Annotated in this window: 25 protein-coding genes; 15 read left to right on the top strand and 10 right to left on the bottom strand. The window is 73.1% G+C overall.

Annotated features, from left to right (window positions below; genetic code table 11):
• Positions 1 to 206 precede the first annotated feature (206 nt).
• Genes ACFUJ1_RS24320 through ACFUJ1_RS24310 form a run of 3 tightly spaced genes read right to left on the bottom strand, consistent with a single transcriptional unit; the run spans position 207 to position 2,823 of the window.
• Entirely contained in the window at positions 207 to 770 is a 564-nt protein-coding gene (locus tag ACFUJ1_RS24320; RefSeq protein WP_378649104.1) for a TetR/AcrR family transcriptional regulator, read from the bottom strand.
• A complete protein-coding gene (locus ACFUJ1_RS24315) occupies positions 757 to 2,274 on the bottom strand; it encodes an MFS transporter (protein ID WP_378649102.1) in 1,518 nt (505 codons plus the stop codon). Before ACFUJ1_RS24315 ends, ACFUJ1_RS24320 begins: the two co-directional genes overlap by 14 nt.
• 9 nt (positions 2,275 to 2,283) lie before the next feature.
• A complete protein-coding gene (locus ACFUJ1_RS24310) occupies positions 2,284 to 2,823 on the bottom strand; it encodes a GNAT family N-acetyltransferase (protein ID WP_378649100.1) in 540 nt (179 codons plus the stop codon).
• 249 nt (positions 2,824 to 3,072) lie between these two features.
• On the opposite strand from ACFUJ1_RS24310, the gene ACFUJ1_RS24305 reads away from it, so the two are divergent.
• Both ACFUJ1_RS24305 and ACFUJ1_RS24300 read left to right on the top strand, forming a co-directional pair.
• Entirely contained in the window at positions 3,073 to 3,831 is a 759-nt protein-coding gene (locus tag ACFUJ1_RS24305; RefSeq protein ID WP_378649098.1) for a pyrimidine reductase family protein, read from the top strand.
• Between the two features lie 58 nt (positions 3,832 to 3,889).
• The gene (locus ACFUJ1_RS24300) at positions 3,890 to 4,453 is read left to right on the top strand and encodes a hypothetical protein (RefSeq protein WP_378649096.1); all 564 of its coding nucleotides are present in this window, start codon (positions 3,890 to 3,892) and stop codon (positions 4,451 to 4,453) included.
• 160 nt (positions 4,454 to 4,613) lie between these two features.
• Here the strand turns inward: ACFUJ1_RS24300 and ACFUJ1_RS24295 are convergent, their stop codons facing one another.
• Positions 4,614 to 5,051: a hypothetical protein gene (locus ACFUJ1_RS24295; RefSeq protein ID WP_378649094.1), complete on the bottom strand. Its 438-nt coding sequence runs from the start codon at positions 5,049 to 5,051 to the stop codon at positions 4,614 to 4,616.
• A 94-nt stretch (positions 5,052 to 5,145) separates the two neighbouring features.
• Between ACFUJ1_RS24295 and ACFUJ1_RS24290 the strand changes: the two genes are divergently transcribed.
• From ACFUJ1_RS24290 to ACFUJ1_RS24265, 6 genes are all read left to right on the top strand, one after another.
• Complete coding sequence (locus ACFUJ1_RS24290) at positions 5,146 to 5,460, top strand: WXG100 family type VII secretion target (protein ID WP_378649092.1); 315 nt, start codon at positions 5,146 to 5,148, stop codon at positions 5,458 to 5,460.
• Between the two features lies 1 nt (position 5,461).
• Positions 5,462 to 5,767, top strand: a complete 306-nt coding sequence (locus ACFUJ1_RS24285) for a WXG100 family type VII secretion target (RefSeq protein ID WP_378649090.1) — start codon at positions 5,462 to 5,464, stop codon at positions 5,765 to 5,767.
• A gap of 1 nt (position 5,768) precedes the next feature.
• Positions 5,769 to 7,088 (top strand): putative toxin, encoded by a 1,320-nt coding sequence (locus ACFUJ1_RS24280; RefSeq protein WP_378649088.1) that lies wholly within the window; start codon positions 5,769 to 5,771, stop codon positions 7,086 to 7,088.
• The gene (locus ACFUJ1_RS24275; RefSeq protein ID WP_378649086.1) at positions 7,072 to 8,109 is read left to right on the top strand and encodes a HEAT repeat domain-containing protein; all 1,038 of its coding nucleotides are present in this window, start codon (positions 7,072 to 7,074) and stop codon (positions 8,107 to 8,109) included. The genes ACFUJ1_RS24280 and ACFUJ1_RS24275 overlap by 17 nt, the downstream gene beginning before the upstream one ends.
• A complete protein-coding gene (locus ACFUJ1_RS24270; RefSeq protein ID WP_378649084.1) occupies positions 8,106 to 8,639 on the top strand; it encodes a DUF3558 family protein in 534 nt (177 codons plus the stop codon). Before ACFUJ1_RS24275 ends, ACFUJ1_RS24270 begins: the two co-directional genes overlap by 4 nt.
• Before the next feature lie 381 nt (positions 8,640 to 9,020).
• Positions 9,021 to 9,353 carry an STAS domain-containing protein gene (locus ACFUJ1_RS24265; RefSeq protein ID WP_378649083.1) on the top strand — a complete coding sequence of 111 codons (333 nt, stop codon included), beginning with the start codon at positions 9,021 to 9,023 and terminating at the stop codon, positions 9,351 to 9,353.
• Between the two features lie 52 nt (positions 9,354 to 9,405).
• On the opposite strand, the gene ACFUJ1_RS24260 is transcribed toward ACFUJ1_RS24265, so the two are convergent.
• Positions 9,406 to 10,599, bottom strand: coding sequence for an LLM class F420-dependent oxidoreductase (locus ACFUJ1_RS24260; protein ID WP_378649081.1), 1,194 nt, complete (start codon positions 10,597 to 10,599; stop codon positions 9,406 to 9,408).
• Here ACFUJ1_RS24260 and ACFUJ1_RS24255 point away from each other — a divergent pair.
• From ACFUJ1_RS24255 to ACFUJ1_RS24240, 4 genes are all read left to right on the top strand, one after another.
• A complete protein-coding gene (locus ACFUJ1_RS24255; RefSeq protein ID WP_378649079.1) occupies positions 10,538 to 11,215 on the top strand; it encodes a cyclodeaminase/cyclohydrolase family protein in 678 nt (225 codons plus the stop codon). The genes ACFUJ1_RS24260 and ACFUJ1_RS24255 overlap by 62 nt on opposite strands.
• 120 nt (positions 11,216 to 11,335) lie before the next feature.
• A complete protein-coding gene (locus ACFUJ1_RS24250) occupies positions 11,336 to 12,088 on the top strand; it encodes a L,D-transpeptidase (RefSeq protein WP_378649077.1) in 753 nt (250 codons plus the stop codon).
• Positions 12,089 to 12,158: 70 nt separating this feature from the next.
• Positions 12,159 to 13,121, top strand: coding sequence for a TIGR03557 family F420-dependent LLM class oxidoreductase (locus ACFUJ1_RS24245; RefSeq protein WP_378649075.1), 963 nt, complete (start codon positions 12,159 to 12,161; stop codon positions 13,119 to 13,121).
• A 109-nt stretch (positions 13,122 to 13,230) separates the two neighbouring features.
• Positions 13,231 to 14,418, top strand: coding sequence for a cation:proton antiporter (locus tag ACFUJ1_RS24240; protein ID WP_378649209.1), 1,188 nt, complete (start codon positions 13,231 to 13,233; stop codon positions 14,416 to 14,418).
• A gap of 106 nt (positions 14,419 to 14,524) precedes the next feature.
• On the opposite strand, the gene ACFUJ1_RS24235 is transcribed toward ACFUJ1_RS24240, so the two are convergent.
• Positions 14,525 to 15,379, bottom strand: coding sequence for a bifunctional 5,10-methylenetetrahydrofolate dehydrogenase/5,10-methenyltetrahydrofolate cyclohydrolase (locus ACFUJ1_RS24235; protein ID WP_378649069.1), 855 nt, complete (start codon positions 15,377 to 15,379; stop codon positions 14,525 to 14,527).
• Positions 15,380 to 15,543: 164 nt separating this feature from the next.
• Between ACFUJ1_RS24235 and ACFUJ1_RS24230 the strand changes: the two genes are divergently transcribed.
• On the top strand, positions 15,544 to 16,413 hold the full coding sequence (locus tag ACFUJ1_RS24230; RefSeq protein WP_378649067.1) for a YdcF family protein: 870 nt from the start codon (positions 15,544 to 15,546) through the stop codon (positions 16,411 to 16,413).
• Between the two features lie 41 nt (positions 16,414 to 16,454).
• Entirely contained in the window at positions 16,455 to 17,270 is an 816-nt protein-coding gene (locus tag ACFUJ1_RS24225; protein ID WP_378649065.1) for a putative protein N(5)-glutamine methyltransferase, read from the top strand.
• On the opposite strand, the gene ACFUJ1_RS24220 is transcribed toward ACFUJ1_RS24225, so the two are convergent.
• Positions 17,248 to 18,081, bottom strand: coding sequence for an SDR family NAD(P)-dependent oxidoreductase (locus ACFUJ1_RS24220; RefSeq protein WP_378649063.1), 834 nt, complete (start codon positions 18,079 to 18,081; stop codon positions 17,248 to 17,250). The genes ACFUJ1_RS24225 and ACFUJ1_RS24220 overlap by 23 nt on opposite strands.
• Before the next feature lie 11 nt (positions 18,082 to 18,092).
• Positions 18,093 to 19,643, bottom strand: a complete 1,551-nt coding sequence (locus ACFUJ1_RS24215) for a succinic semialdehyde dehydrogenase (protein WP_378649061.1) — start codon at positions 19,641 to 19,643, stop codon at positions 18,093 to 18,095.
• A 136-nt stretch (positions 19,644 to 19,779) separates the two neighbouring features.
• Here ACFUJ1_RS24215 and ACFUJ1_RS24210 point away from each other — a divergent pair, with 136 nt between their 5' ends.
• The gene (locus ACFUJ1_RS24210; RefSeq protein ID WP_378649059.1) at positions 19,780 to 20,472 is read left to right on the top strand and encodes a TetR/AcrR family transcriptional regulator; all 693 of its coding nucleotides are present in this window, start codon (positions 19,780 to 19,782) and stop codon (positions 20,470 to 20,472) included.
• Here ACFUJ1_RS24210 and recD read toward each other — a convergent pair.
• Together recD and ACFUJ1_RS24200 are read right to left on the bottom strand one after the other, a co-directional pair.
• Positions 20,469 to 22,427: an exodeoxyribonuclease V subunit alpha gene (gene recD, locus ACFUJ1_RS24205; RefSeq protein WP_378649057.1), complete on the bottom strand. Its 1,959-nt coding sequence runs from the start codon at positions 22,425 to 22,427 to the stop codon at positions 20,469 to 20,471. The two genes, ACFUJ1_RS24210 and recD, sit on opposite strands and share 4 nt — an antisense overlap.
• Positions 22,424 to 25,696, bottom strand: coding sequence for a UvrD-helicase domain-containing protein (locus ACFUJ1_RS24200; RefSeq protein ID WP_378649207.1), 3,273 nt, complete (start codon positions 25,694 to 25,696; stop codon positions 22,424 to 22,426). The genes recD and ACFUJ1_RS24200 overlap by 4 nt, the downstream gene beginning before the upstream one ends.
• Positions 25,697 to 25,709: the final 13 nt, after the last annotated feature.

The following is a 25,709-nucleotide window of genomic DNA, read 5'->3' as shown; positions in this document are numbered from 1 at the left end:
GGCTCGATCGGCGTGCGCGGCGCCTGCCCGGCCGCGCTCCCGGCGGGCACCGTCGCCCCGCGGGCGACGACCGCGAAACCCATCCGCATCGGTTCTCCGTTCCTCCGCCGTGCGCACGAGCCACACGAGCCGATGCCACCCTGTCGCACGGGGCGACGCTCGCCGAGCCCCCAATTTCCTGGGGACGGAACGGGTTCGGGCCGCGGTCAGCCGGGCTCGGTCATGGCGAGCAGCTCGGCCCTTGCCAGCGCGAGCTCCGCGGCGTTCAGGTACGGGCTGGACCGGGCGACCGCGAGCCCCTCGGCGGCGTGCTCGATCACCAGCACCCGCGCCGCGGGCAGCCCGTCCGCGGCCAGGGCGGCCCGCCACCGCTCGGCATCGCGCGCGAAGAGTTCGTCGACCCCCGGCGGGTTGCCGATCGCCGCGGCCAGCCCGGTGGGGTCGAGCACCGTCGCGAAGAAGTCGCTGTCGCCGGTCATGGCGCGGATGTAGCCGCGCAGGAGCTTGCCCGGCCGGTTCTCGGCGAGGTCGACGTGCGCGTGGATCTCGCTCCACATGCGCTCGATCGTGTCCTCGACCACGCCGCAGAGCAGGGAGTCCCGGCTCGGGAAGTGGTGCCGCAGCCCGCTCTGCGTCACCCCGGCGGCCTTGGCGATCTCGGCGAGGCTGGCCTTGGAGCCGTGCTCGGAGAGCATGCGCCCCGCGGCGTCCAGGATTGCCCGGCGGGTGCGTTCCTTGTCCCGGGTCGTGGCCGGTTCAGTGCGCGTCACGGGTCCCAACCCTGGCACCTCGGGGCGAGGGAATCACCCTCCAGGCCACAACCGCCGAGGCGACGAGCAGCACGGCCGCGATGAACGAGGTGGTCTGCACCGCGGTGGCGAAGGCCGTCCTGGCGTGCTCGACCACCACCGGGTCGGCGACGGAGCCGACGGTGCCCGCGAGCGACGCCTCGGCGGACGCCGCGTCGGCCGGGGCGGTCCCGGCGGGCAGATCCAGGTGCGCGCGGTACACGGCGAGGTGGATCGAGCCGAGCACCGCGATGCCGAGCGCCGTGCCGAGTTCGTACGCGGTCTCGGCGATCGCCGAGGCGGCGCCGGCGCGCTCCTTCGGCACCGCCGAGACCACCGCGTCGGTGGAGAGCGTCATCGCCACACCGATCCCGAGCCCGACGACGACCAGGGCGAGACCGAGCCCCCAGTAGGTGGACCGGAACGTGGTGAGCCCGATCCCGGCCAGCCCGAGCGCACCGAATCCGAGCCCGAGCGCGATCGCGCGCCCGGCCCCGAGCCGCGCCGCCAGCACGCCGACGAAGGCGATCACCGCCATCGCGGCCAGCGTCGTCGGCAGCTCGGCCAGCCCGGCCCGCAGCGGCCCGTACCCGCGCACCAGCTGCAGGTACTGCGAGAAGAAGTAGAGCAGCCCGACGAAGGCGAAGATCGCCAGGCCGTTCGCGGCCACCGACCCGGCGAAGGCGGGCACCCGGAACAGCGTGATGTCGAGCAGCGGATGCGCCAGCCGCAGCTGCCTGCGCACGAAGATCAGCCCGGCCGTGACCCCGGTCGCCGCGCAGAGCGGGACCGTGAGGTCCCACCCGCTGCCGACCCAGTGCTTCACCGCGTACACCAGCGGCACGATCGCCAGGATGGACAGCACCGAGGACAGCACGTCGATGGACGTCGCGGTGTCGCCGCGGGACTCGGGGATCAGCACCGGCCCCGCGATCAGCACCAGCGCCATGATCGGCAGGTTGATCAGGAACACCGAACCCCACCAGAAGTGCTCCAGCAGCACCCCGCCGACCAGCGGCCCGACCGCCGCGCCCGCCATCGCGCCGGTCGACCACACCGCGATCGCGGTGGTCCGCTGCTTCGCGTCGGCGAACATGGCGCGCACGATCGACAGCGTCGACGGCATGAGCGTCGCACCCGCGATCCCGAGCAGCGCGCGGGCGGCGATCAGCGTCTCGGCGTTCGGCGCGAACGCCGCCAGCGCCGACGCCGCGCCGAACGCCGCCGCACCCGCCAGCAGCAGCCGCTTGCGGCCGATCCGGTCGGCGACATTGCCCATGGTGATGAGCAGCCCGGCGAGGACGAACGAGTAGATGTCGCCGATCCAGAGCAGCTGGGTCGCGCTCGGCGCGATGTCGGCGGTGAGCGACGGGACCGCCAGGTAGAGGACGGTGCCGTCGACCGCGAGCAGCGTGACGACCAGCACCAGGACCGCGAGGGCCGACCATTCCCTGCGTCCGGCCCGCGGGGTGGGTTGCAGCGTCATGCCCCCAAGCTAACAACTCGATCGAGCTGTTGTAAAACTCGTGTGAGTTTCTTCATCGAGGTGCAGGGCCATCAGCACGGCGTCCCAGAGCTCGCCGTCGCGGCGGCGGTAGTGGCGGCGCAGCCGCCCCTCGACCTCGAATCCGGTGCGCCGGTACAGCGCGATCGCGGGTTCGTTGTGCGGCCACACCTGCAGCGTCACCTTGTGCGCGCCCTGCTCGCGAGCCCAGGCGACGACCCGGTCGAGCAGCGCGGCACCGATGCCGCGCCCGCGGTGCCCGGCGGCGACCATCATCCCGAAGGTGGTGACGCCCGCCGTGCTGATGTACGTGTGGGCCGTGCCGGCGAGGACGCCGTCGCCGTCGGCGACGAATACGCCCTTGCCCTCCGCGATCGCCGTCCGGATGGCCACGGCCGCGGCGGCCTCGTCCACCGGCGATTCGGCGCCGATCCAGCGGCCCTCGGCCGCGACCGCGGCGCGCAGTGCCGCCATCGCCTCGGCGTCGGCGGGCGTGGCGGGGCGCACCACCACCTGCCGCGACGTACTCACCCGGCGATCCGTGCGGCCGAGCGGTCGAGCACGGCCGCGGGGGCCGCGATGTCGAGGCGTTCGCCGATGCTGCGCATGTTCAGCCCCCGTCGAGGAGCGCGATGGTCGCGCGGTTGATCCGGTCGCGCCCGAGGGTATCCCGTGCTCGCCGCCGTCGAACTCGCCGCCGCGGCAGCCTTCGCGAGCATCCGATCGTGCGGCACCGCTACGGCCGCAACCTCGCCTTCACCCGACCCGTAGGGTCGGGAGATGGCTGTGCGGCGCCTCGAATTCCCGGCTCTCGACCCTGTCCTCGACGACCGCGCGCTGCGCGAGCTCTACGCCTATCCCCCGGCGCTCACCCGGCCGTACGTCCGGGTGAACTTCGTGAGCAGCATCGACGGCGCGGTGACCGACGGCGACACCGTCGCCACCCTGACCACCCCCGCCGACAAAGCGCTCTTCTTCGCGCTGCGCGCCGTCGCGGACGCGGTGCTGGTCGGCGCGGGCACCGTGCGCGCGGAGAACTACGGCCCGGCCGGTGGTGACGAGGAGGTTCGGCGGTGGCGCGCCGAGCACGGGCTGGCACCGATCCCGCCGGTGGTCGTCGTCTCCGCCTCGGCCCGGATCGAGCCGGACTCCCGGCTGGTCACCGCCGCGTCGATCGCGCCGGTGCTCGTCACCGCCGCCGCGGCCGACCCCGAGCGAGTTGCCGCGCTGGAACAGGCCGGGGTCCGGGTCATCCGATGCAGCGGCCCGACGGTGACCAGCGCCGAACTGCTCGCCGCGCTCGCCGATCTCGGGCTGCACCGGGTGCTCTGCGAAGGCGGGCCGACCCTGCTCGGCCAGTTGCTCGACGACGACGCGGTGGACGAACTGTGCGTCACCACCTCGCCGCTCACCGTCGGCGGCGAAGCGAGCCGGATCGCGCACTCGCCCACCGCAGCCCGGCGGCCCATGCGCCGCGGACGCACGCTCGCGGACGACGACGGCACCCTCCTGGTGCAGTGGATTCGCGACCGCGGCTGAGGGCCTCGATCGGCACCCCGAGCACGTCCCGCACCGGCCGCCCCGTGATGATGTGGCGGTGAATGTGGATGACATCGGCACCCGGACCCGCGAGCTGGCGACCCGACTGGGGATTCAGCCCCCGGAGGTCCAGGAGGGACCGGTCCCGGCGTGGATAGCCGAAGGCGTCCGCGCCGTGCCGCGGCCCGACCAGACGCTGCTCGTGGTCGGGCCCGTGTTCGACGAACTCGCCCCGGCCGAGCGGGACGCCGGGCTGGCCAGCGCGATGGTGGTCGCGGAGCTGTACCGGCGCGGCAAGTGGAAGCCGCTCGCCGCGGCCGCCGTGCTCACCGTGGCCGTCGGCGTACTGGCCTTTCTCCTCGTCAGCCCGAAGTGGCTGGCCATCCCGATCGTCGTGGTGCTGTTCCCGATCGGCTTCGTGCTCGCGCAGGCCCTCTGGTTGCGCGGCGTCGCCTACGGCCACGATCGCCGGCTCGCGGAGGTGTTCGGCCGCGACACCCCGGAGCTGCTGCTCGAGCTGAATGCCCGCAACGAGCACGAGATCCGCGGCGTGCTGCGCGCCTACCTCGCCGTGTCGAATCCCGCGCGCAGCCGCCGCCGCGCGCGCCTGCACTCCGCCTGAGCCCGGCCCGGCCGAGGCTCGATCCGTCCCGAGCGTGGCCGCTCCCGAGAGTGGGCTCGCTCGTGATATCCGGCTTCGCTTCGGCCATCGCGGTGGCCACAGCACTGGCACAACCACATCGAGCAGGGGGTGCGGCTCCATACCGCAGGGCGGGCCTCGATCAGAGGTGTAAGCCCCAGATCCGCCGTTGGCCTTCGGCGGTGGTGGCCCGTTCGACGTGGACCTGGCCGCCTTCGTTGCCGTCGATGGTGTAGGGAACGACGATCTGTAGCGCGGTTCCCTCGGCGTGCTCGACGACGAATTCGGCGGCGTCGGTGTCGGTGGGCGGGACGGTGACGTCTAGGACGATGGCCAGGGCACGGTGGGTGCCGCGGTCGGTGTCGAGGATCAGGGCGTCGATGATCGCCGACCGCGTGGCTGCCGCCGCGGGGGCGGTCCGCAGGGATCGGGCGCCGTGGTGATCGACGGCCAAGGCGAAGGGGATGAAGCCGCGATGGCTGCCGAGCTGCTTTTCGACCAGGTCCATGGCCACGGCGAACAGGGCGTCGATATCGTCCTGGGCTTGCTGTGTCGCCTCGTCCCGCCACCTCCTGGCCACGCACCCCCACCCTCCTGTTGCCCGGTTATCGTGTACCGGGGACTGTAGTTGTTCCTGCCGACCCCGGGGCGGCAGGTTCGGAGGGGGATTGTTTGTGAGTGACGAGCTGACCTTTTCACCGCAGCAGATGCGCGCGGCCGCCACCCGGTTGCAGGATCTGCAGCGCACGCTCAGCGACGCGGCCCGCACTGTCGACAGCGCCCATACCGACCTGCACACCACGTGGACCGGCTCGGCGGCGAGTTCGATGATGACTCTGTGGCAGCGCGAGTTCACCACCGTCTCCCCGTTCCTGGACCGGCTCACCGAGCTGGCGACGTCGCTGGCCGCGGCGGCGGACTCGATGGAGAGCCAGGAGGCGGCGAACACGGCCTCGATCGAGGGCTCCACCCCGCCGCCGAGCCACTGACATGGCCGCTCACTCGTTCGACCTGGACGCTCTCGCCGCCTTCTCCGGCACGCTGAACGGATTCCTGCGCAGTCTCAGCACCGAGATGGGCTCGGTCACCGCCGCCATCAGCGCGCTCGACAGCGGTTTCACCGGGCAGACCGCCGATGCCGTAGCGACCGCGCACCGGATGTGGCAGGCCGAGGGCGCGGAGATCATCGCCCAGCTCGCCGACTACCGGACCAAGCTCGACAACGCCCACCACAACTACTCCGCCGCCCGCCGAGCCATCGCCGACACCCTCAATTCCTCCGCGGCCGGGGGTTGAGGTGATCGAGCCGGAGGCGTACTACACCGCCGCCGCCCGCCTCGTGCTGGCCAGCACCACCATCGACCGTGCCCTGCGCGACCTCGACACCGCGTTGGACGTGATCCGCTCGGCGGGCCATCACGAAGCCGGGGTGCGCTGGTCGACCAGCTACGACCAATCGGCCTCCGACGTCTTCGAGCTCGCCTCCTTCTGCGCGATGGCCGCCCGCGAACTCGGCTACCAGGTGCACGCCTTCGGCATCATCCACGCCGAGACCGAAGCCGCCACCGACCCCGCCCAGGGCCCCTACACCCCACCGGCGAATCCGCAGGGCACCACGATCACCACCGCCCTGCACCCGACCAAGATCTCCGCCGGCGGCAGCGGCGACCGGCCCGCCCACTGGGACTACATCGCCGCCCGGGTCACCAAGAAATGGCCCGACGCCGACTTCACCCGCATCGCGGCCGCGGGTGAGCTGTTCCAGGGCTTCGGTACCAGCGCCGACACCGACAGCTACTCGGTGTTCGACGAGGTCAAAGCCGCGCTCTACGAGCAGACCGAACCCGAGATCGACACCGTCCTCGACGACCTGAAATTCCTGGCCACCGCCTACCGCGACACCGGCATGCTCGCCTCCGCGCTGCGCGCGGCCTGCGCGGAAGTCGCCACGAAGACCGATATCGAACGCCAGCAGGTCCAGGCCATCCTCAATGCCCTGCACACCACGATGATCGCCCTGGACGTCGCCGAGATCGGCGCCAAGGGCAACCCTCCCCCGGCCCGCCAGGTCAGCGAGCAGGCCATCGAGCTCGAACGCGAGAAGAACCTCGCCATGGCCACGAAACACTTCCACGAGCTCATGACCGAGCTCGAGGAGTTCGTGGCGGCCGCGATCGAGTCGAACACCGGCGTCTACACCACCGCCACCGCCTCCTCGGCCCTGCTACGCCCGATCCTGGGCCGGATCCCGCGCAAGACCGATCCCATCCACAACGGTGGCGGCGGTAAACAGAACGAGGAGACCGGGGAGCGCGGTGAGGAACGCGCCGGCATCCCCCCGGGCCCGCACTCGACCATCCCGGTCAGCGGCCCCAACACCCCCGACTACGTCGACATCCCCAACGAGCAGATCACCGAGGTCAAGAACAAGAACTCCCTCGACCGCAGCGACACCGCCCAGATCACGAACTACCTCACCTACGCCGACAGCGTCGGCTACTCGGTCATCCTGGTCACCGACCACCGCACCCAGCTCACACCCGACGTCCAGCAACTCGTCGATCAAGGCAGGATCACCCTGATCAGGAAGGAACTCGACGATGGCGACGGACACTGACCCCGGCTCGCCCCGCGCAGCGCTGGACACCGTGATCGAACAGCTGACCGTCCTCATCGACCGGATCGAACGGACCGCAGCCGAGACCAGCACCACCGCCGACCGGATTCCCGCCGAGCCGGCCACCGCCCTCAGGGCATGGGTCAGCGATGCGGAACGGGTCCGGTCCCGGCTGCAGAACCACCGCAAACTCCTGCAAGCACGCGGGGCACTGCTCTCCGCCGAGACCGCCGCCGCGCAACTCCCCGACCGGACACCATCACCGGGTCCGGCGGCCCCGACCCGAGACTCCCCCGAAGAAACCCCTCTGATCCACCCTGCCTACCCGGGCATGCCCGAAGGCGATGACTGGCTCGACCATCCACCCGCGGGCGTGCGCGACGGCCGCGGGGGATTCGAACTGCGGCTGTTCCGCGAGCTCGCCGCCGTTGGCGTACGCAGCTACTCGTTGAGCGTGCTCACCAAGTTCCCGGACATGCCCGCCGCGGTCCCGATCGTCGCCGACTGGCTCACCCACCTCGACGAACGGGTCCCCGGCCCGGAAGCCTTCGGGGTGCTCGGCTCCCCGGAAGAACACAAAGCCGTCCTGCGCGCGGACCTCATCCGCAACCTCGCCAAGCGCAGCGCCCGCGGCAACCCCGCCATCATCGACCTGCTCAGCACCCAGCTGCGCCGCACCCCGCCCCTGCGCTTCGACGTCCGTTTCCACGCCGCCACCGCGATCGCCGACCTCGCCCGCCCCACCGACTTCGACCTCGTCGCCACCCTCCTCGACGAACAACCACCGGGCGAGCAGACCCGCAACGCCCTGCTCACCTACATCGCCCGCCAGGGCGATCCCCGCGCCCGCGACATCGCCGCCGCCCACCTCCACCACCCCGACACCCGCGCCGCCGCCATCGACGCCCTCACCCGCCTGCGTGCCCCCGACGCCACCCCCCTCATCGAGCCCTACCGCAACGACCCCGACCCCTACGTCCGCCAACGAGCCATCCGCGCGCTCGAGAAACTCTCCCGATGACCCACACCGTGTGGCCGGGTAACCGGCACTACGCGATGATCGCCGGCCTCACCCTGACCGCATTTGCAACAGCGGCGTGCTCCCCCGGCCCAGCACCCGACGAGCAACCGAACAGCGCTGTAGGCCTGTGGGATCCGTGCACGGAAATCCCCCACTCCGTACTGGCCGAACTCGGCGTCGACCCCGCCACCGAGACCGGCACCAGCCGCGAAACACCCCGGATCCGGCTCTGCCAATGGACCAGCTCCCCCGCGACCTGGCAGCAGATCCTCGAAGTCACCGCCACGACCATCGCCTTCGACACCACCAAGCAGATCAACGCCGAGAGCGGCTTCACCGAAATCACGATCCACAGCCGCCCCGCCATCCGCACGAGGTCCGTTGTCACCCCCGAACAAGGCCGATGCGACATCGCCTCGGCATCGCCGTGGGGAACGGTCACCGTCTCCGTCACACTCAACAGCACCGATGATCCCTGCCCGGCCGCTGAAGCAGCCGCTGCCAGACTCGACGCGGTAATTCCGCAGTGACCGCCTGCCGGTCCACATAGACATCGGATGGGTGGTGGCCAGCCCGCGAGTTGCGCGCCGACAGGTGGGCCGTCCTCGGGTTTACAGTCCACCTCTCCGGTTGCAGTTTGCCGCCGCCGGGCGTGAGCGCACCACCACCGTGCGCCTCGATGGCCGAACTGGCGACCGCGGTCGCGGTCCTGACCGGCGAACCGCACCCCCTGGCGCGGCATGTCCGCCCGGTCGTGGCACGGCACCGCGACACTCCGGGCACCGGATCGACCTCCCGGAACGTGTAGCGTGTCGCTGCAAGAACACATCCAGGTTGCGTTTTCGCGTTGAAAAGTGTGTCGTGGAGCCATGACCAGCACATCGGGAGACGCGTACCCCGTCACGGACACGATGACCACCTCCGTCTCCTCGCGCGAGGGCGCGACGGTGCTGGCGGTGGCGGGCGAGGTGGATCTGGCGACGGCGCCCGCGCTGGAGAACGCGATCGACGCGATCCTCGGCGAGAAGCCCGCGTCGCTGATCATCGACCTGACCGAGGTCAGCTTCCTGGCCTCGGCGGGGATGGCGACGCTGGTGGCCGCGCATCAGCGGGCCGGGGAGTCGACGGCGATCGCGGTGGTGGCGGACGGCCCGGCGACGAGCAGGCAGCTCAAGATGACCAGCCTGGATCAGGTGTTCTCGCTGTACGCCACGCTGGACGAGGCGGTGGCGGGACGCCGCTGACCCATCGGCACGTGGTTCGGCCCCGCCCGGGAAGGGCGGGGCCGAACTCCGTTCAGACGATGTCGCGGAGCTGCTCGATGAGCTGCACCCGCTCGGCGGAGCTGCCCGCCAGCGGGACCACGTTGAGCACGGTGACGCCTGCCTCGCGGAAGGCGGCGACGCGCTCCTTCACGAAGCCGGCCGGGCCGATCAGGGAGACGTCGCGGACCAGGTCGTCGGGGACGGCCTTGGCGGCCTCCTCCTTCTTCCCGGCGAGGTACAGCTCCTGGATGCGGTCGGCTTCGGCGCCGTAGCCGTAGCGGGTGGCGAGGGTGTGGTAGAAGTTCTTGCCGCGCGCGCCCATGCCGCCGATATACAGCGCGAGGTGCGGTTTGACGAACTCGAGCAGCGGGGTCACGTCCTCGCCGATGGCGAGCGCGGGGCCCGCGTAGACCTCGAGGTCACCGAGCGCGGGGTCGCGCTTCGCCTGCCCGGCGGCGAGTGCGTCGCCCCAGACGTCCTTCGCCTTCTCGGGCAGGAAGAAGATGGGCTGCCAGCCCTCGGCGAGCTCGGCGGCGAGCTCGACGTTCTTCGGGCCGAGCGCGGCGAGCAGCACCGGGATGCGTTCGCGCACCGGGTGGTTGATCAGCTTGAGCGGCTTGCCGAGGCCGGTGCCCTCGCCCTCCGGCAGCGGGATGCGGTAGTACTTGCCGTCGTACTCCAGCCGCTCGCGGCGCCACACCTTGCGGCAGATCTCGATGAGCTCGCGGGTGCGGCCGATCGGCGCGTCGTACGGCAGGCCGTGGAAACCCTCGATGACCTGCGGCCCGGAGGCGCCGAGGCCGAGCACGAAGCGGCCGTCGGAGACGAAGTCGAGGCCGGCCGCGGTCATCGCGGTGAGGCTGGGGGTGCGGGTGTAGATCTGCAGGATGCCGGAGGCGAGCTGCACCCGCTCGGTGCGGGCGGCCAGGAAGCCGAGCGCGCTCACCGCGTCGAAGGAGTACGCCTCGGGCACGAACACGATGTCCAGCCCGGCGCGCTCGAGGTCGGCCACCTCGGCGGCGACCTCCTTGAAACCGCCCGAGTAGTTGATCCCCAATCCGATCCGCATGGGGTCAACATATCCCCGGCTACGGCCGGGGCGAGCACCGGTGCGGTCGGATAGCGTGTAGCGGCCAGCTACCGACCTCGAAAGGTGCCGCCCCGTGTCGCAGTCAACCGCGCCGAGCCCGCAGCCCGGAACCGAAGCCGGATTCGGCGCCGTCACCGTCGCCGCGTACCTGGAGCAGCTGGGCGCCAAGGTGCCCGCGCCCGGCGGCGGCGCGGTCGCGGCGCTGCACGCGGCACAGGGCGCGGCGTTGGTCGCCATGGTCGCGCGCTACACCACCAGGGCGAAGGACGCCGAGCACCGGCCGGAGATCGACCGGATCATCGCCGCCGCGGACGCCGCCAGGGAGCGCGCGCTCGCCCTGGCCGACGCCGACGCGGCCGCCTTCACCGCGGTGGGCGCCGCCTACAAACTGCCGAAGGAGTCCGCGGCGGAGCAGGCGGCCAAGCGGGCGGCGATCACCGCATCGCTGCTCGGCGCGGCCCGGGTGCCCGCCGACGTGGTCGATGCCGCCGACGAGGTGCTCACGCTCGCGGCCGACCTGCTGCCCATCGGCAACCCGAACGTGGTCACCGATATCGGGGCCGCCGCGGACGCCGCGCGGGCCGCCGCGACCAGCTCGCGGCTGAACATCGAGATCAACCTGGTGTCGCTGCGCGGCGCGGCCGCTGATAACGATCTGGCCGACTTCGCCGCCGCGCTGGCCCGCGTCGAGGAGATCACCGCGCGGGCGGATGCCCTGCACACGGACGTCGTGCGCGCTCTCGGCAACTGAAACCGACCGTGTCTCAACCGGGTTACCCCGGATCGAGGGCGCGCGCTCGGCTGGACCGCGAAGATCATGACGGCCTAGGCTGAACACCTACTTACCACACCCGGTTCGAAGGTGGTTGTCATGAGGAGCGCGTGTCGGCCTCTTTTCCTGCTCGCCGCGGTGGTCGCGCTGGCGGTGACCGGCGCGGGCTCCGCGTTCGGCAGCATCGCGACCGCGCCCGCGACGCCCGCGATCGTCGCGATCAGCCCGTCCGACGGCACGACGGTCGGGATCTATCCCCCGGTCACCGTGCGCTACGCGGCGCCGGTCACCGATCGCGCGGCGGCCGAGCGGGCACTGACCGTGCTCGCCCCCGAGGCGGTGCCGGGCCACGTGACCTGGCGCGGCGCCACCGAGATGACCTGGCTGCCGGAGGCCTATCTCCCCGCCCGGACCAAGGTTCAGGTCTTCGCGGCCGGTTGGCGCACCGAGTTCGAGACCAACGCCGGCTTCAGCGCCGAGGGTGACATCTCCGCGCACACCTTCACGGTGAGCATCGGCGGCGTCCCGGTGCGCACCATGCCCGCCTCGTACGGCAAGCCCGGCTGGGAGACTCCGGCGGGCACCTTCCCGATCCTGGAGAAGTTCCGCCGGGTGACCTTCGATTCGCGCACCATCGGCATCCCGCTCAGCTCGGCGGAGGGCTACCTCATCCAGGGCGAGTACGCGGAGCGGCTCACCTGGGGCGGGGTCTTCGTGCACTCGGCGCCGTGGTCGGTGGAGTCGCAGGGCTCGGCGAACGTCAGCCACGGCTGCGTGAATCTCGCCCCGGACGACGCCGCCTGGTTCTACGAGAACGCCGGGATCGGCGACCCGGTGCAGCTGCACTGGTAGTTTTCGCCGCCGCCGCCCGGGTACGCGCCGCTCGACGGCCGGGGCGGGCCCGGCCGCGGGCGGAGGTGTCATGCGGATCGGGTACAAGCTGGTCGCGGAGGCGTACGGGCCGAAGGAGCTGATCAGGCAGGCGGTCGCGGCCGAGCGGGCCGGGTTCGACTTCGTCGAGATCAGCGACCATTTCCACCCGTGGCTGGACAACCAGGGGCACTCCCCGTTCGCCTGGACGGTGCTCGGCGCCATCGCCGCGCGCACCGAGCGGGCCGGGCTGGTCACCGGGGTCACCTGCCCGATCATCCGCTACCACCCGGCGATCGTTGCCCAGGCCGCGGCGACGCTGGCGCTGGTCAGCGACGGCCGCTTCACCTTCGGCGTCGGCTCCGGCGAGCGACTGAACGAGCACGTGGTCGGGCGCGAGTTCCCGCCGGTGCAGACCAGGCACGCCATGTTCCGCGAGGCGCTGGAGATCATCCGGCTGCTCTGGCAGGGCGGGTACCGCAGCTACGAGGGCAGGTACCTGCAGCTCTCCGACGCCAGAATCTTCGACCTGCCGGACGAGCTGCCGCCGCTGGTGGTCGCCGCGGGCGGACCGGAGGCGGCGCGGCTGGCCGCCGAGCTCGGCGACGGCCTCTTCGCCACCGACCCGGACGCCGAACTCGTGCGCGCCTTCGCCGAGGCAGGCGGCTCCGGCCCGCACTACGCCGAGGTGCCGCTGGCCTGGGCCCCCGACGAGGACACCGCCGCCCGGGCCGCGCTGGAGACCGCGCGCTGGGCGGTGACCGGCTGGAAGGTCATGAGCGAGCTGCCCAACCCGGTGAACTTCGCCGCCGCCACCGAGACCGTCCGGGTGGACGACATCAAGCAGAACTTCACCTGCGGCAGCGACCCGGCGCGCGTCGTCGAGGCGGCCCGGCCCTTTGCCGACGCGGGCTTCGACCACCTGGTGTTGCTGAACGCGGGCCCGGACCCGGACGGCTTCCTCGATTTCTACGCGAGCGAGCTCGACCGCCCGCTGCGCGCACTCGGGGTGTGAAAGCGGCCGCCCGCTACCGTTTTCGGGGTCGGGCGATCTTGGTCGAGCGCACTCGAGTAAAGTGCAGGTAATGAGGCGCGACACGGGGTGGGACGGCTGACCGGTGGTTATCGAGGAGACCGCGCTGGCTTTGATCCAGCTCGGAGCGGTGTTCTTCGGTCTCGGTGTGCTCGGCCGGGTGGCGGCGCGGATCGGGATGTCCCCGATTCCGCTGTACCTGATCGGCGGATTGATATTCGGCTCCGGCGGGCTGGTGCAGCTGCACGAGGTCGACGAATTCATCCATCTCGCCAGTGAGATCGGCGTCGTCCTGCTCCTGCTGCTGCTCGGGCTGGAGTACACCGCAGCCGAGCTGGTCACCGGGATGCGGAAATCCTGGCCCGCGGGGCTGCTCGACCTCGCGCTGAACGCGACGCCGGGCGTGATCGTCGCCTTCCTGCTCGGGCTCGGGCCGGTCGGGGCGATCGCCATGGCAGGCGTCACCTACATCTCCTCCTCCGGGATCGTGGCCAAGGTGCTCGGCGATCTCGGCAGGCTCGGCAACCGGGAGACGCCGACCATCCTCTCCATCCTGGTGTTCGAGGATCTGGCCATGGCGGCGTACCTGCCGGTGCTCACCGCGGTGCTGGCCGGGGTGGGGCTGATCGCCGGGCTGTGGACGCTCGGCATCGCGCTCGCGGCGGTGACGGTGGTGCTGGTGGTGGCGCTGCGCTACGGCCGCTACGTCTCCGCGCTGGTAGCCAGCGACGATCGGGAGATCTTCCTGCTCAAGGTGCTGGGGGCGGCGCTGCTCGTGGCCGGGCTGGCCTCGGCGGTGCAGGTGTCGGCGGCGGTCGGGGCATTCCTGCTCGGGATCGCCATCTCGGACTCCACCGCGCACACCGCGACCAAGATCCTGGAGCCGCTGCGCGACCTCTTCGCCGCCATGTTCTTCGTGCTCTTCGGGCTGAACACCGACCCGCGCAGCATCCCGCCGGTGCTGGCCTGGGCGCTGCTGCTCGCGGTGGTGACCACGGCGACCAAGATCGCCACCGGGTGGTGGGCGGCCGGGCGCGCCGGGGCCGGGGAGATGGGCCGGGCGCGCGCCGGGGTAGCGCTGGTGGCGCGCGGCGAGTTCTCCATCGTGATCGCCGGGCTGGCGGTGGCGGCGGGGGCGCTGCCCGACTCGTTCACCGCGCTCGCCACCACCTACGTCCTGCTCATGGCGATCATCGGGCCGGTGGCGGCGCGGATCGTGGAGCCGGTCATGCGGATGCTGCGCGGGAAGCCGCGGGCACCCGAGCGCGTCCGGGAGTGACCCGGGGCGCCGGTCGGCGCTGACCGGGCTGGTGGCGCCGTCTTCGACAGCGCTCCCGGTTCCGCGGGCAGGCGACGTCGACCGCCCCTGCGTCGCCGAGTACCGCTCAGACCCGGGCGGACCGCTCGGCAGCCCGGACCACGTGGCGCATGAGGAGCGCGGTGGTGACCGGGCCGACGCCACCGGGGACCGGGCTCAGCGCGGCGGCGCGGCCGCGCACGCTGTCGGCGTCGACGTCGCCGACGATGCTGCCGTCCGGCCCCTCGTTGGTGCCGACGTCGATGACGACGGCGCCCTCCCGGACGTGCTCGGCCCGGATGAGCCCGGCCCGGCCCGCGGCGGCGACCACGATGTCGGCGGCCGAGGTGACGGCGGCGAGGTCGGCGGTGCGCGAGTGCGCGACGGTGACGGTGGCGTTCTCCGCGAGCAGCAGCTGGGCCAGCGGCTTGCCGACCACGTTGGAGCGGCCGACCACCGCGACGTGCCTGCCGGTCAGCTCGATGCCGTGCTGCTTCAGCAGCACCACGACCGCCTCGGCGGTGGCGGGGGCGAAGACGGGGGTGTTGGCGGCGAGCAGACCGAGCGAGAGCGGCGAGACGCCGTCGACGTCCTTGTCGGCGCCGATGGCGGCGGCGACGTCCTCCAGCTTCACGCCGGCGGGCAGCGGGGTCTGCAGCATGATGGCGTCGACGGCGGGGTCGGCGGTGCGGGCGGCGAGTTCGGCGCGCAGCGTGGCGATGTCGGCGTCGGTGCCGAGGTCGACGGTGTCGCACTCGATGCCGCGGTTGGCGGCGGACTTGCGCAGCGAGTTCACATACCAGGCGCTGGCCGGATCGGCGTTCGCGACCACCAGCGCCAGGCGCGGGGCCCGGCCGCGGGCGGCGAGCGCGGCGGCCAGCTCGGTGGTCTCGGCGTTCAGGGCGGCGGCGGCTTCCTTGCCGGTCAGCGATGCGGTCTCCACGGGGTCAACCCTATCGGGACGGTTTCGGACCACCGCTCCGGTGTCACTCTCCCGGCCCGAATCGCCGTGGTACGGCGAAATCACACCGGCAACATCAGCCCCAGCCGTATCGTGGTCGCTGCTCCTACAGCACAGCCGGCTGCCCTTTGCGAAAGGTGTGACCTGTGGCGACTCCCCGAACCCGAAGATTTCTGCTCGCGGCGCTGACCGCGCTCGCGCTGACCGGGGCGGTCGCCGCGCCCGCGGCGGCCGACCCCGACCCGGACGCCCTCTACAACTCCGCGCAGCGGCACTTCGCCGCCGGGGACGACGCCGCGGGCCGCGCCGACCTGCGCGCGCTCGTCGGCGCCGCGCCGGACGACACCGAGGCGATCGCGCTGCAGGCGGTCTGGTCGCACTACGCGGGCGACCGGATCGGGGTGGACGACGCCTTCCGCAGGCTCGCCGCGCTCGACCCGGCCCGCGCCAACGGCACCCGCCGGGTGCTGGACGCCATCGGCGCCGCCGTCGGCACGCTGCCCAACCCGCTGCCCGCCCTGATCGGGCCGCAGACCGGCATCGTCGTGCTCGGTTACGGCCTGCTGCCGGACGGCGCGCTGCGCCCGGAGCTGGTGAACCGGCTGAACGCGGCGTGGGTGCAGGCGATCGCCGCGCCCTTCTCCCGGGTGGTCGTCACCGGCGGCAACCCGCAGAACGGCGTCGCCGAGGCCGACGCCATGGCGGGCTGGCTGATCGGGCGCGGGATCCCGGCGGGCCGGATCATCGTGGAGAACCGGGCGGGCTCGACCGTGCAGAACGCGCTGTTCAGCACCGACCTGCTGCGCAATGCCGGGCTGACCAGCGCCGTCGTGGTGACCTCGCCGAACCACATCCGCCGCGCGGTTGCCGATTTCATCGTCGCCGGGACCGCCGTCATCGGGGCGATGGTCTCGCTGGAGCAGCTGGTGTCGAACCTGCCGCCGCCGAGCCGGGCCGGGCAGCGCGGAATCTACCTGGACGCCACCCGCACCTTCCGGCTCGCCACCAGCCGCTGAAAAAGGTGGACGGGGCGCGCGGCGGCGCGCAGGATGACGCGGTGCCCGTGCTCCCCCGCCCCGCCCCGGATCGTGCCGACTTCGCGGGGATCGTGGCGCGGTTACGGGCGGCGGGGTGTGTCTTCGCCGAGGACGAGGCGCGGCTGCTGATCGCGGCAGGCGGCGAGCTGGCGGCGCTGGTGGGGCGGCGGGTCGGCGGGGAGCCGCTGGAGCAGATTCTCGGCTGGGCCGAGTTCCGCGGGTTGCGGGTCGGCGTGGCGCCGGGGGTGTTCGTGCCGCGGGCGCGGACGGCGGAGCTCGTGGACGCGGCGATTCCGCTGCTGCGAGCGGCGGGTGCCGGGACAGCGCCGGTGCTGGTCGACCTCTGCTGCGGTACGGGGGCGCTCGGGCTGGCCTGTGCCGAGGAGGTCGCGGTCCGGTTGACGGCGGCGGACATCGAGCCCGCCGCCGTCGCCTGCGCGCGGCGCAATCTCGGGTCTACCGGCGAGGTGTACGAGGGCGATCTGTTCGACGCCCTGCCGGACTCGCTGCGCGGCACGATCGCCGTCCTGCTGGCGAACGTGCCGTACGTGCCGAGCGAGGCCGTCGCCACCCTCCCGCCCGAGGCCCGCGAGCACGAACCGCGCCGCGCGCTCGACGGCGGCGCGGACGGACTCGACGTACTCCGCCGGGTGGCGGCGGGCGCACCGGAGTGGCTCGCCCCCGGCGGTCACGTCCTCATGGAAACCAGCGCCGCACAGGCCGATTCGGCACTGGCGGCGCTGGCGGCGAACAACCTGGCCGGCCGGCTCGCCGAATCCGGCGAGCACGGCACGACCGTGGTGATCGGGACGCTCAGCTCTCCTTGCGACCGGTGAAGTGGTCCATCGAGCGGTACACGCCGACGGTGTTCAGGAAGAGGTCGCGGGCCCGGATCGGGAGCAGCCCGGAGAGCGCCTTGTTGAACCGCGAGGTCCAGGGCAGCACGAGCAGCGGCGTCCCGGCCTTCATCTGCGTCCACGAGGTCTCCACCACCACGTCCTGCTTGAGGATCGGGGTCAACCAGAAGCCCTTGGCGCCGTCGAACATGCCGGTGTCGATGTAGGTCGGGCAGACCGTGGTGATCTTCACGTGCTCGTGCCCGGCCTGCTCCAGCTCGATGCGCACCGAGTCGGACCAGCCGATCGCGGCCCACTTGGAGGCGGCGTAGACGCTCATCCGCGGGTTCGAGACCAGCCCGGCCGAGGAGGCGATGTTCAGCACCCGGGACGGCGACTTCGAGGCCACCATGGCGGGCAGGAACTCCAGCGTGATCCACATCGGCGCCAGCGAGTTGATCGCCATCGTCTTCTCGATGTCGGCGCGGTTCGTGGTCTCCCAGAAGAACTGGTTGCCGCGCACGATGCCCGCGTTGTTCACCAGGATGTCGATATCGCCGACCTCGGCCCGTACCGCGGCCGCGGCCTCGGTGATCGCCTCCTGCGACGACACGTCGACCACGTTGTAGTGCACGGTGCCGCCCAGCTCGGTCAGCTCGGCCGCGGTCTCCTTGAGCGCGGCCTCGTTGATGTCCCAGAGCACCACCGCGGCGGCGCGCTCGCGCACCGCCGTGGTGGCGAAGAGCTTGCCGAGCCCCATGGCGGCGCCGGTGACCAGCACCGTGCGCCCGGCGACCGATTCCAGCTTCATCGCTGCGTTCCTCACTTCTGTCGCAGGGTCTTCATGACGCCGAAGTAGAGCGTCATGGTCTTGGCCCACAGCTCCTCGGACATGCCGGGCAGCGGGGCGATCGGCAGCACCCGCTGCTGCGCGATGGTCTGGGTGTCGAGGTACTTGAGCAGCCCCTCGGGGCCGTGCCTGCGGCCGGTGCCGGAGATGCCGAGCCCGCCGGAGGGGGCGTCCGAGCTGCCCCAGGCGGCGATGAAGCCCTCGTTGACGTTCACCGAGCCCGCGTTGATCCGGGCCGCGACGGCCCGGCCGCGGGCCGCGTCCTTGGTCCAGACGCTGGCGTTCAGGCCGTAGGCGGTGTCGTTGGCGGCGGCCACCGCGGCGTCGTCGTCGGCCACCCGGTAGACCGAGACCACCGGGCCGAAGGTCTCCTCGCGGTAGACCGTCATCTCCTCGGTGACGTCGGCGAGCACGGTCGGCTCGTAGAAGAACGGGCCGAGGTCGGGGCGGTGCTTGCCGCCGGCGAGCACGGTCGCGCCCTTGGCGACGGCATCGTCCACGTGCTGCTGCACGGTGTCCAGCTGGCGCTGGAAGGTGAGCGAGCCCATCCCCGCGCTGTAGTCCAGCGCGCCGCCGAGCTCGATGTTCTTCGTGTGCGCGGTGAACTCCGCGACGAAGCGGTCGTACACGCTGTCGTGCACGTAGATCCGCTCCATGGACTCGCAGAGCTGGCCCGCCGAGGCGAAGCAGGCGCGGATCGCGATCTTCGCGGCCCGCGGCACGTCGGCATCGGCGAGCACCAGCAGCGGGTTCTTGCCGCCGAGCTCCAGCGAGTAGCCGATCAGCCGCTCGCCCGCCTGCTGCGCGATGGTGCGGCCGGTGGCGCTGGAGCCGGTGTAGTCGACGTAGTCGGCGCGGGCGATCACCTCGCCGCCGATGTCGCGGCCGCGGCCGAGCACGGCCTGCCAGAGCCCACGCGGCAGCCCGGCGCGCTCGGCGGCGTCGATGGCCCAGAGCGCGGTGAGCGCGGTCTGGTTGTCCGGCCGCGCCACCACGGCATTGCCCGCGACCAGGGCCGGCAGCGCGTCGGAGACGGCGAGCGCCAGCGGGTAGTTCCACGGCGAGATGACCGCGACGACGCCCTTCGGCCGCTGCCTGACATCCACCCGGGTGAGCACGGGGAGCACGCCGCGCGGCCGCCGGGTGGAGAGCAGCTTGCTCGCCACCGACCCGTAGTACCTGGCGTTCACCGCCACATCGCCGACCTCGTCGAAGGCGTGCGCGCGGGCCTTGCCGGTCTCGGTCTGCACGATGTCGAGGATGGTCTCCTGCTCGCCCAGCACGATGTCGTGCAGCTTGCGCAGCACGGCGACCCGCTCGCGCACCGGCCGCGCGGCCCACTGCGCCTGCGCGGCTCGGGCGGTGCTGAAGGCGCGCTCGATGTCGTCGGTGGAGGACTGCGGCAGGTCGGCGATCTTGGCGCCGGTGGCGGGGGCGAACACCTCGACCGACGGCGCGCCGCCCGCGGTCGCCCGCTCCAGCAGCGGCTTGACCAGGTCGGCGGGGAGGGCGGCAGGCGTCATGGGCGGCTCTTCCGTGGTGTTCGGGGTGGTGGTCGATGGGCGCTCATTAAATGAACACTGCTGTTAGAGTAATGGCCGTGCGACCCCCGGTGTCAAGCGTCACGTCCCGTGCCACATGCGGCGATGGCGAGAAACTGTGACCGCTCACAACACCGAGCGCCCGGCCCGCCGGGGCCGCCCCCCGCAGACGCCGGAGCAGGCCGACGAGGTGCGCGCCCGGATCGTGGCGGCCACCGCCGCGGTGTTCACCGGGACCGGTTCGCGCGGGCTCAGTGTCGCGCAGATCATCGACCGGGCCGGGCTGGCGCGCCCGACCTTCTACCGCTATTTCGCGAACGCCGCCGAGCCGCTGCACGCGCTGCTCACCGTCTCCAACCAGGAGCTGGTCGGCGGGATCCGCACCGCGCTCGGCTCCGCCACCGCGCCGCTGCACGGCGTCGAGCTCGGCATCCGGCTGATCGACGCCTACCTGGCCTGGGCGCGCGGCCACGGCACCATGCTGCGGCCGCTCTTCGCCGAGCTGCACGACCCGGGCTCGCCGGTATCGGCCTACCGCGAGGAGGCGCTGGACGACATCCGCGGCATCATCCGGGAGACCTTCCGCGTGCTCGACCGCCCGGTGCCCACCCCCCTGGACCTGGATGCCGCGCTGCACCTCTGCGAGTACGTGGTCTACCGGGTCTCGGCGGCCAGCGCGCCCGGCTCCGAGCCGGAGCCCGCGGTGGTGGACGAGGCGCGGCTGACCATGATCCGGGTGCTGCTCACCACGCTCGGCACCCGCGCCGACCTGGAGTACGCGCTGACCGTCCCCGGGCTGCTGCGCGACTAGCCGGGCCGGGAGAGGCCGCTGGCGCGGAGCACGCGGCGGTCGATGCCAGCGCGGATGGCGGCCTCGGTGCCGATCACCCGGACGCGGCCGCGCGCCCTGGTGATCGCGGTGTAGAGCAGCTCCCTGCTGAGCAGGGTGGATTCGGGTTCGGGGAGGACCACCGAGACGGTGCCGTACTGGCTGCCCTGGCTGCGGTGGATGGTCATGGCGAAGACCGAGACGACGGCGGAGAAGCGGGTGGGGTGCACCAGGTACGGGGTGCTGCCGCGGTGCAGGGCGGCGCGCAGGGTGCCGTCCGGGAGCCGGACGATGACGCCGGTGTCGCCGTTGTAGATCCTGGCCTCGTGGTCGTTGGCGGTGACCAGCAGGGGCTGGCCGGGGTACCAGAGGTGCTGCTGCGGGTCGGCGGTGGCGCCGCTCGCCGCGGCCCACTCGGCGGCGAGGCGGTCCCAGCGCTCGACGCCGAACGGGCCCTGGCGGTGCGCGCAGAGGAGGCGGTGCGATTCCAGGGCGGTCAGGGCTTGTTCGGCGTCGCCGTCGATGGCGGCGGCGGTGACGGCGCGGGCGGCGGTGACCACGTCCTCGCGGACGGCGGCGATGTCGTCGGGGGCGCGGAGTTCGACGTCGTCGGCGCCGGAGGTGAGGAGTTCCAGCGCGGTGTCCGCGTCGCCCGCGCGCACCGCGACGGCGAGTTCGGCGATGGTGCCGCCGAAGCGGCGGCCGCGGGTCAGGCGGACGATGCCGCCGTCCAGGCGCTCGTGTTCGCGCGGGGTCAGCGCCTCGGTGGAGGAGAGCGAGCCGTCCGCCGGGGACGCGTCCGACGGCCGCGCGGCGACAACCGGCGATATCGCCGCACCCGCTGCGGCCGCGGGAAGGACGCCGGTGCCGATGATCTCGGCGAGGACCGGGTTGCCTTCCCCGCGGATCGGGCCGGCGACGAGGTCGGCGAGGACGGCGCCGGCGTCGACGGAGGCGAGCTGGTCCGGGTCGCCGACCAGGACCAGGCGGGTGTCCGGGCGCAGCGCGGCGAGCAGGCTGCTCATCAGGGTGGACGAGACCATGGAGGTCTCGTCCACCACGATCACGTCGTAGGGCAGCCGGTTGAACTCGTGGTGCTTGAAGCGGGTGGCGCGGCCACGCTGCCAGCCGAGCAGCCGGTGCAGGGTGGCCGCGGTGAGCTCGGGCAGCCCGATCTCGGCGGCCTGCTCGCGCACCGCCTCCTGCAACCGGGCCGCGGCCTTGCCGGTGGGCGCGGCCAGCGCGATCCGCAGCGCGGGCAGCTTGGGGCGGGCGAGCCGTTCGGCCGCCAGCAGGGCGAGGATGCGGGCGATGGTGTGCGTCTTGCCGGTGCCGGGCCCGCCCGCGACCACGGTGGTCCAGCGGGTGGCGGCGACCGCGGCGGCGAGCCGCTGCCGGTCGGTGGTGCCAGCGGTCTCGGCGCCGAAGAGCCGGTCGAGTTCCCTGCGCACCAGCGCGGGGTCGACCTCGGGGTGGCCCGCGGCGCGCTCGGTGAGCACGCGGCGGATGATCTGCTCCTGCTTGTGGTACCGGTCCAGGTAGAGCAGCGGGCCGCCGTCCGGGCCGCCCTCCAGCAGGTAGAGCGGGCGCAGCGGCCCGGAGGAGCCACCGCGGACCAGCGGGCTGGTGCGCAGCGCGGCGAGCAGCGCCGCCGGGTCGGGCCAGGGCAGCGCGGCCGGGTCGAGCCCGGGGGCGGGCTCGCGGGTCTCGTCGGCGTCGACGCCGATCTCCGCGATCCGGTCCAGTTCCAGGCAGACCGAGCCGGAGCGCACCGCGCGCACCGCGAGCGCCGCGGCGAGCAGCACCTCCTCGCGGTCCTCCCGGCCGAGCCGGGCCAGCCGGGTGGCCACGTGCACGTCGGCCGAGGCGAGCACCCCGGCCTCGTTGAAGAGCCGGAGCAGCCCGGTGCCGCGCTGCGCGATCTGGATCGAGGTCACGCCTGCACCCCCGCCAGCAGGTCGGAGAGCTCGGTGACCAGCGCGGCGGGCGGCGCCCAGTCGAAAACGCCCGCGCCGCCGGGGGTTTCCGGGCCGATCATGCCGCGCACGAACAGGTACCTGACCCCGCCGAGGTGCCGCTCCGGGTCGTACCCGGGCAGCCGCCAGCGCAGGAAGCGGTGCAGTGCGACGGCGTAGAGCACCGCCTGCAGCGGGTAGTGCGAGCGGATCATCTCGGCGGCCATCCGCTCCCCGGTGTAGTGCGCGACGGTGAGGTCGCCGAGCCCGAGCCGGTTGGTCTTGTAGTCGACAACGACGAAGCGCGGGCCGGGCAGCCGGAGCACCGCGTCGATGCTGCCGGTCAGGTAGCCGCGCAGGGCGCCGCCGTCCAGGTGCGCCAGCTGCGCCGGGTAGCCGGCGAGGACGTCGTCGGCGGGCAGGTGCCGCTCCAGCAGCGCGGCGATCCGGGGCAGCGAGGCGGCGGCCGCGGCCGGGCGCTCGCCACCGGCCAGCGGCAGCTCGAAGTCCAGCTCGCTCAGGCGGTCCGCGGCCGGGATCTCGGCCAGGGTGTGGTCGAGCCCGAGCGGGGTGTGCAGGACGGCGAGCAGCGCGTCGGCCAGTACCCCCGGGTCGGCGGCGGAGGCCGCGGCGTGCACGGCCGTCGAGCAGCGGGCGCGCACCTCGGCGGCGAGATCGGCGGCGTCGGTGTCGACCAGCTCGAGCACGCCGTGCACCAGGGTGCCGAACTCGGCGCCGTAGGGCAGCGTGTTCATCAGCGAGGGCGCGGCGGCGGGGGCCGCGGCGGCGAAGGGGTCGTCCGGGTCGAGGACCGGGGTTCCGGCGGGTTCGTCCGGGTGGGCGCGGTCGTCCTCCGGCTCGGTCTCGGCCGCGGCGGCGGCCTCGTGCGCGCCCGCGGTGAGCGCGGAGTACGAGGTGCGGCGCCACTGGTGGTCGAGGGCCCGGTCGAAGCGGGCGGCGGCGAGCGCGCCGGTGTGCGGCTCGACCCGGATGCGGCGCGGCTCGGCGGGGGCGGCGCCGTCCGGGGCGGAGACCGCGATGGCGCCGTCGGCGGGGGCGGCCCACGCGGTGAGCGCGGCCAGCGCGGCGGCGTCGGCGGGGACGGGGGCGCGGGCGGGCACCTCGGCGCCGCGGTCGGGGCGGCCGAGCGTCATCCGGTGCAGCGGGGCGGAGTCGGTGCCCCAGGCGGGGGCCCACCAGGCGACGACCTGGCACATGGCGCGGGTCAGCGCGACGTAGAGCAGCCGCAGCTCCTCCCCCGACTCCTCCGCCTCGGCCCTGCGCTTGGCCTCGGCGGCGCCGGGGACGTCGGGGCCGCCGACGTCGAGCACCCGGGTCCGGCCGTCGTGGTAGAGCTGGGTCGCCGGCTTCGGGTTGCGCGCGCTGTCCCAGGCGAAGGGCAGGTAGACGATCGGGAACTCCAGCCCCTTGCTGGCGTGCACGGTGGCGATCTGCACCGCGGCGGAGTCGCGGTCCAGCCTGCGGCTGCGGTCGGCGACGCTGCCGGAGGCGGGGTCGCGCACCCGGTCGCCGAGCCAGCGGGTGAGCGCGGTGAGGCCGAGGCCGTCGGTGAGCGCGACCTGGTCCAGCAGCTGGGCGAGGTGCCGCAGGTCGGTGAGCTCGCGCTCACCGTTGCGCACCGCGAGCAGCCGGGGCGCGAGCTCGGTCGCGGCGGCGAGCCGCTCGAAGACCGCCGCGAAGCCTGCCCTGGCGAAGAGCCGCGCCGCCTCGCGCAGCAGCGTGCTGATCCGCCCGGTCAGCTCGGGGCCGCCGCGGTCGAGCTCGGCCGCGTCCACCCCGAGCAGCGGGGTGCAGGCGGCGAGCCGCACCCGGTCCGAGCGGTGCGGCTGCTCCAGCGCGCGCAGCACCCAGAGCCAGTGCGTGGCCGACGGGGTGCCGAAGACGCTGGTGCCGCCCGCCAGCACCGAGGCGACCCCGACCCGGTCCAGCGCGGCGCGCACCACCTCGATCTGCGACCGGGTGCGTACCAGCACCGCGATGTCGCCGGGACCGAGGTCGCGCAGCACCCCGGTCCGGTCCCGGAGCCGGACCCCGGACTCCAGCAGCCCGACCACGTCGTCGGCGAGGTCGGCCGCTGCTCGCTCCCGCACCCGCCCGATCTGCGGAAACCCCGACGAACCGAGCGGCCCGGCGCCGGTGCGCGGCAGGCAGCGCAGCCGCAGCGGAACGATCCGCTCGTCCGGGCCGGTGAGCCTGCTCCACTCCCTGGTCGGCTCGACCGCGGCGACGGTGATCGCCTGGTGCCCGAGCGCGGCGCCGCCGTGCAGGTGCGCCAGCGCGCGCAGCAGCCCGGCGTCGCTGCGCCGGTTGTGCGTCAGCTCGTGCCTGGCGTCGGCGACCCCGACGGCGTCCAGGTAGCTGAGCACCTCGGCGCCGCGGAAGGCGTAGATGGCCTGCTTGGGGTCGCCGACCAGCACCAGCGTCGATGCGCCGTGGAAGGCGAGCCGCAGGATCTCCCACTGCAGCGGATCGGTGTCCTGGAACTCGTCCACCAGCGCCACCGGGAAGCGCTCGCGCACCCTGGCCCGCGCGGCCGGGCCGTGCACCGGGTCGGCCAGCACCTCGTGCAGCACCACGAGCAGGTCGTCGAAGTCGCGCAGCCCGAGCAGGCGCTTGCGGCGCTCGGTCTCGGCGCGCGCGGCGGTGGCGAAGGCGACCCGCTCGCCCGCCTCGCCGTCGCCATCCGGGGCGAGCGCGGCGTGCCGGTCGTGCACGGCGGCCAGGGCCAGCGCGCGGGCGGCCTTCAGCGGGAAGGGCGGCTCGGTGCGGGCGTAGCGGGCGAGGTACAGGTCGTCGGCGACGGTCTGCACCACCTCGTCCACGTTCTCGACCAGCCTGCTGCCCGGGTCGTCGTCCCCGGCCAGGCCGAGTTCGTCCAGCATGCGCTGGCAGAAGCTGTGCGTGGTGGCGATGGTGCCCGCGTCGAACTCGGCGAGCGCGGCCAGCAGCCGCTGCCTGCGCGGCGCGGGCTCGGCGGCGGCGAGCGCGCGCACCAGCTCGTCGTCGTGCGCGGCCGCCCGCTCCGGCTCGGCCAGTGCGGCGGCGACCGCGACGAACCGGTCGCGGGTGCGTTCGCGCAGCTCCTGGGTCGCGGCCCGGCTGAAGGTGACCAGCAGCAGGTCGGCGATATCGATCCCGGCCTCGGCGACGTAGCGCACCGCGAGCCCGACGATCGCGTGCGTCTTGCCGGTGCCCGCGCTGGCCTCCAGCACCGTGGTTCCCGTGGGCAGGGGCCCGGCGGGG

It is taken from the genome of Nocardia sp. NPDC057227 (assembly GCF_042669725.1).
GTDB classification, from domain to species: Bacteria; Actinomycetota; Actinomycetes; order Mycobacteriales; family Mycobacteriaceae; genus Nocardia; species Nocardia asteroides_A.
This window is presented reverse-complemented; position numbering and strand designations above follow the sequence as displayed.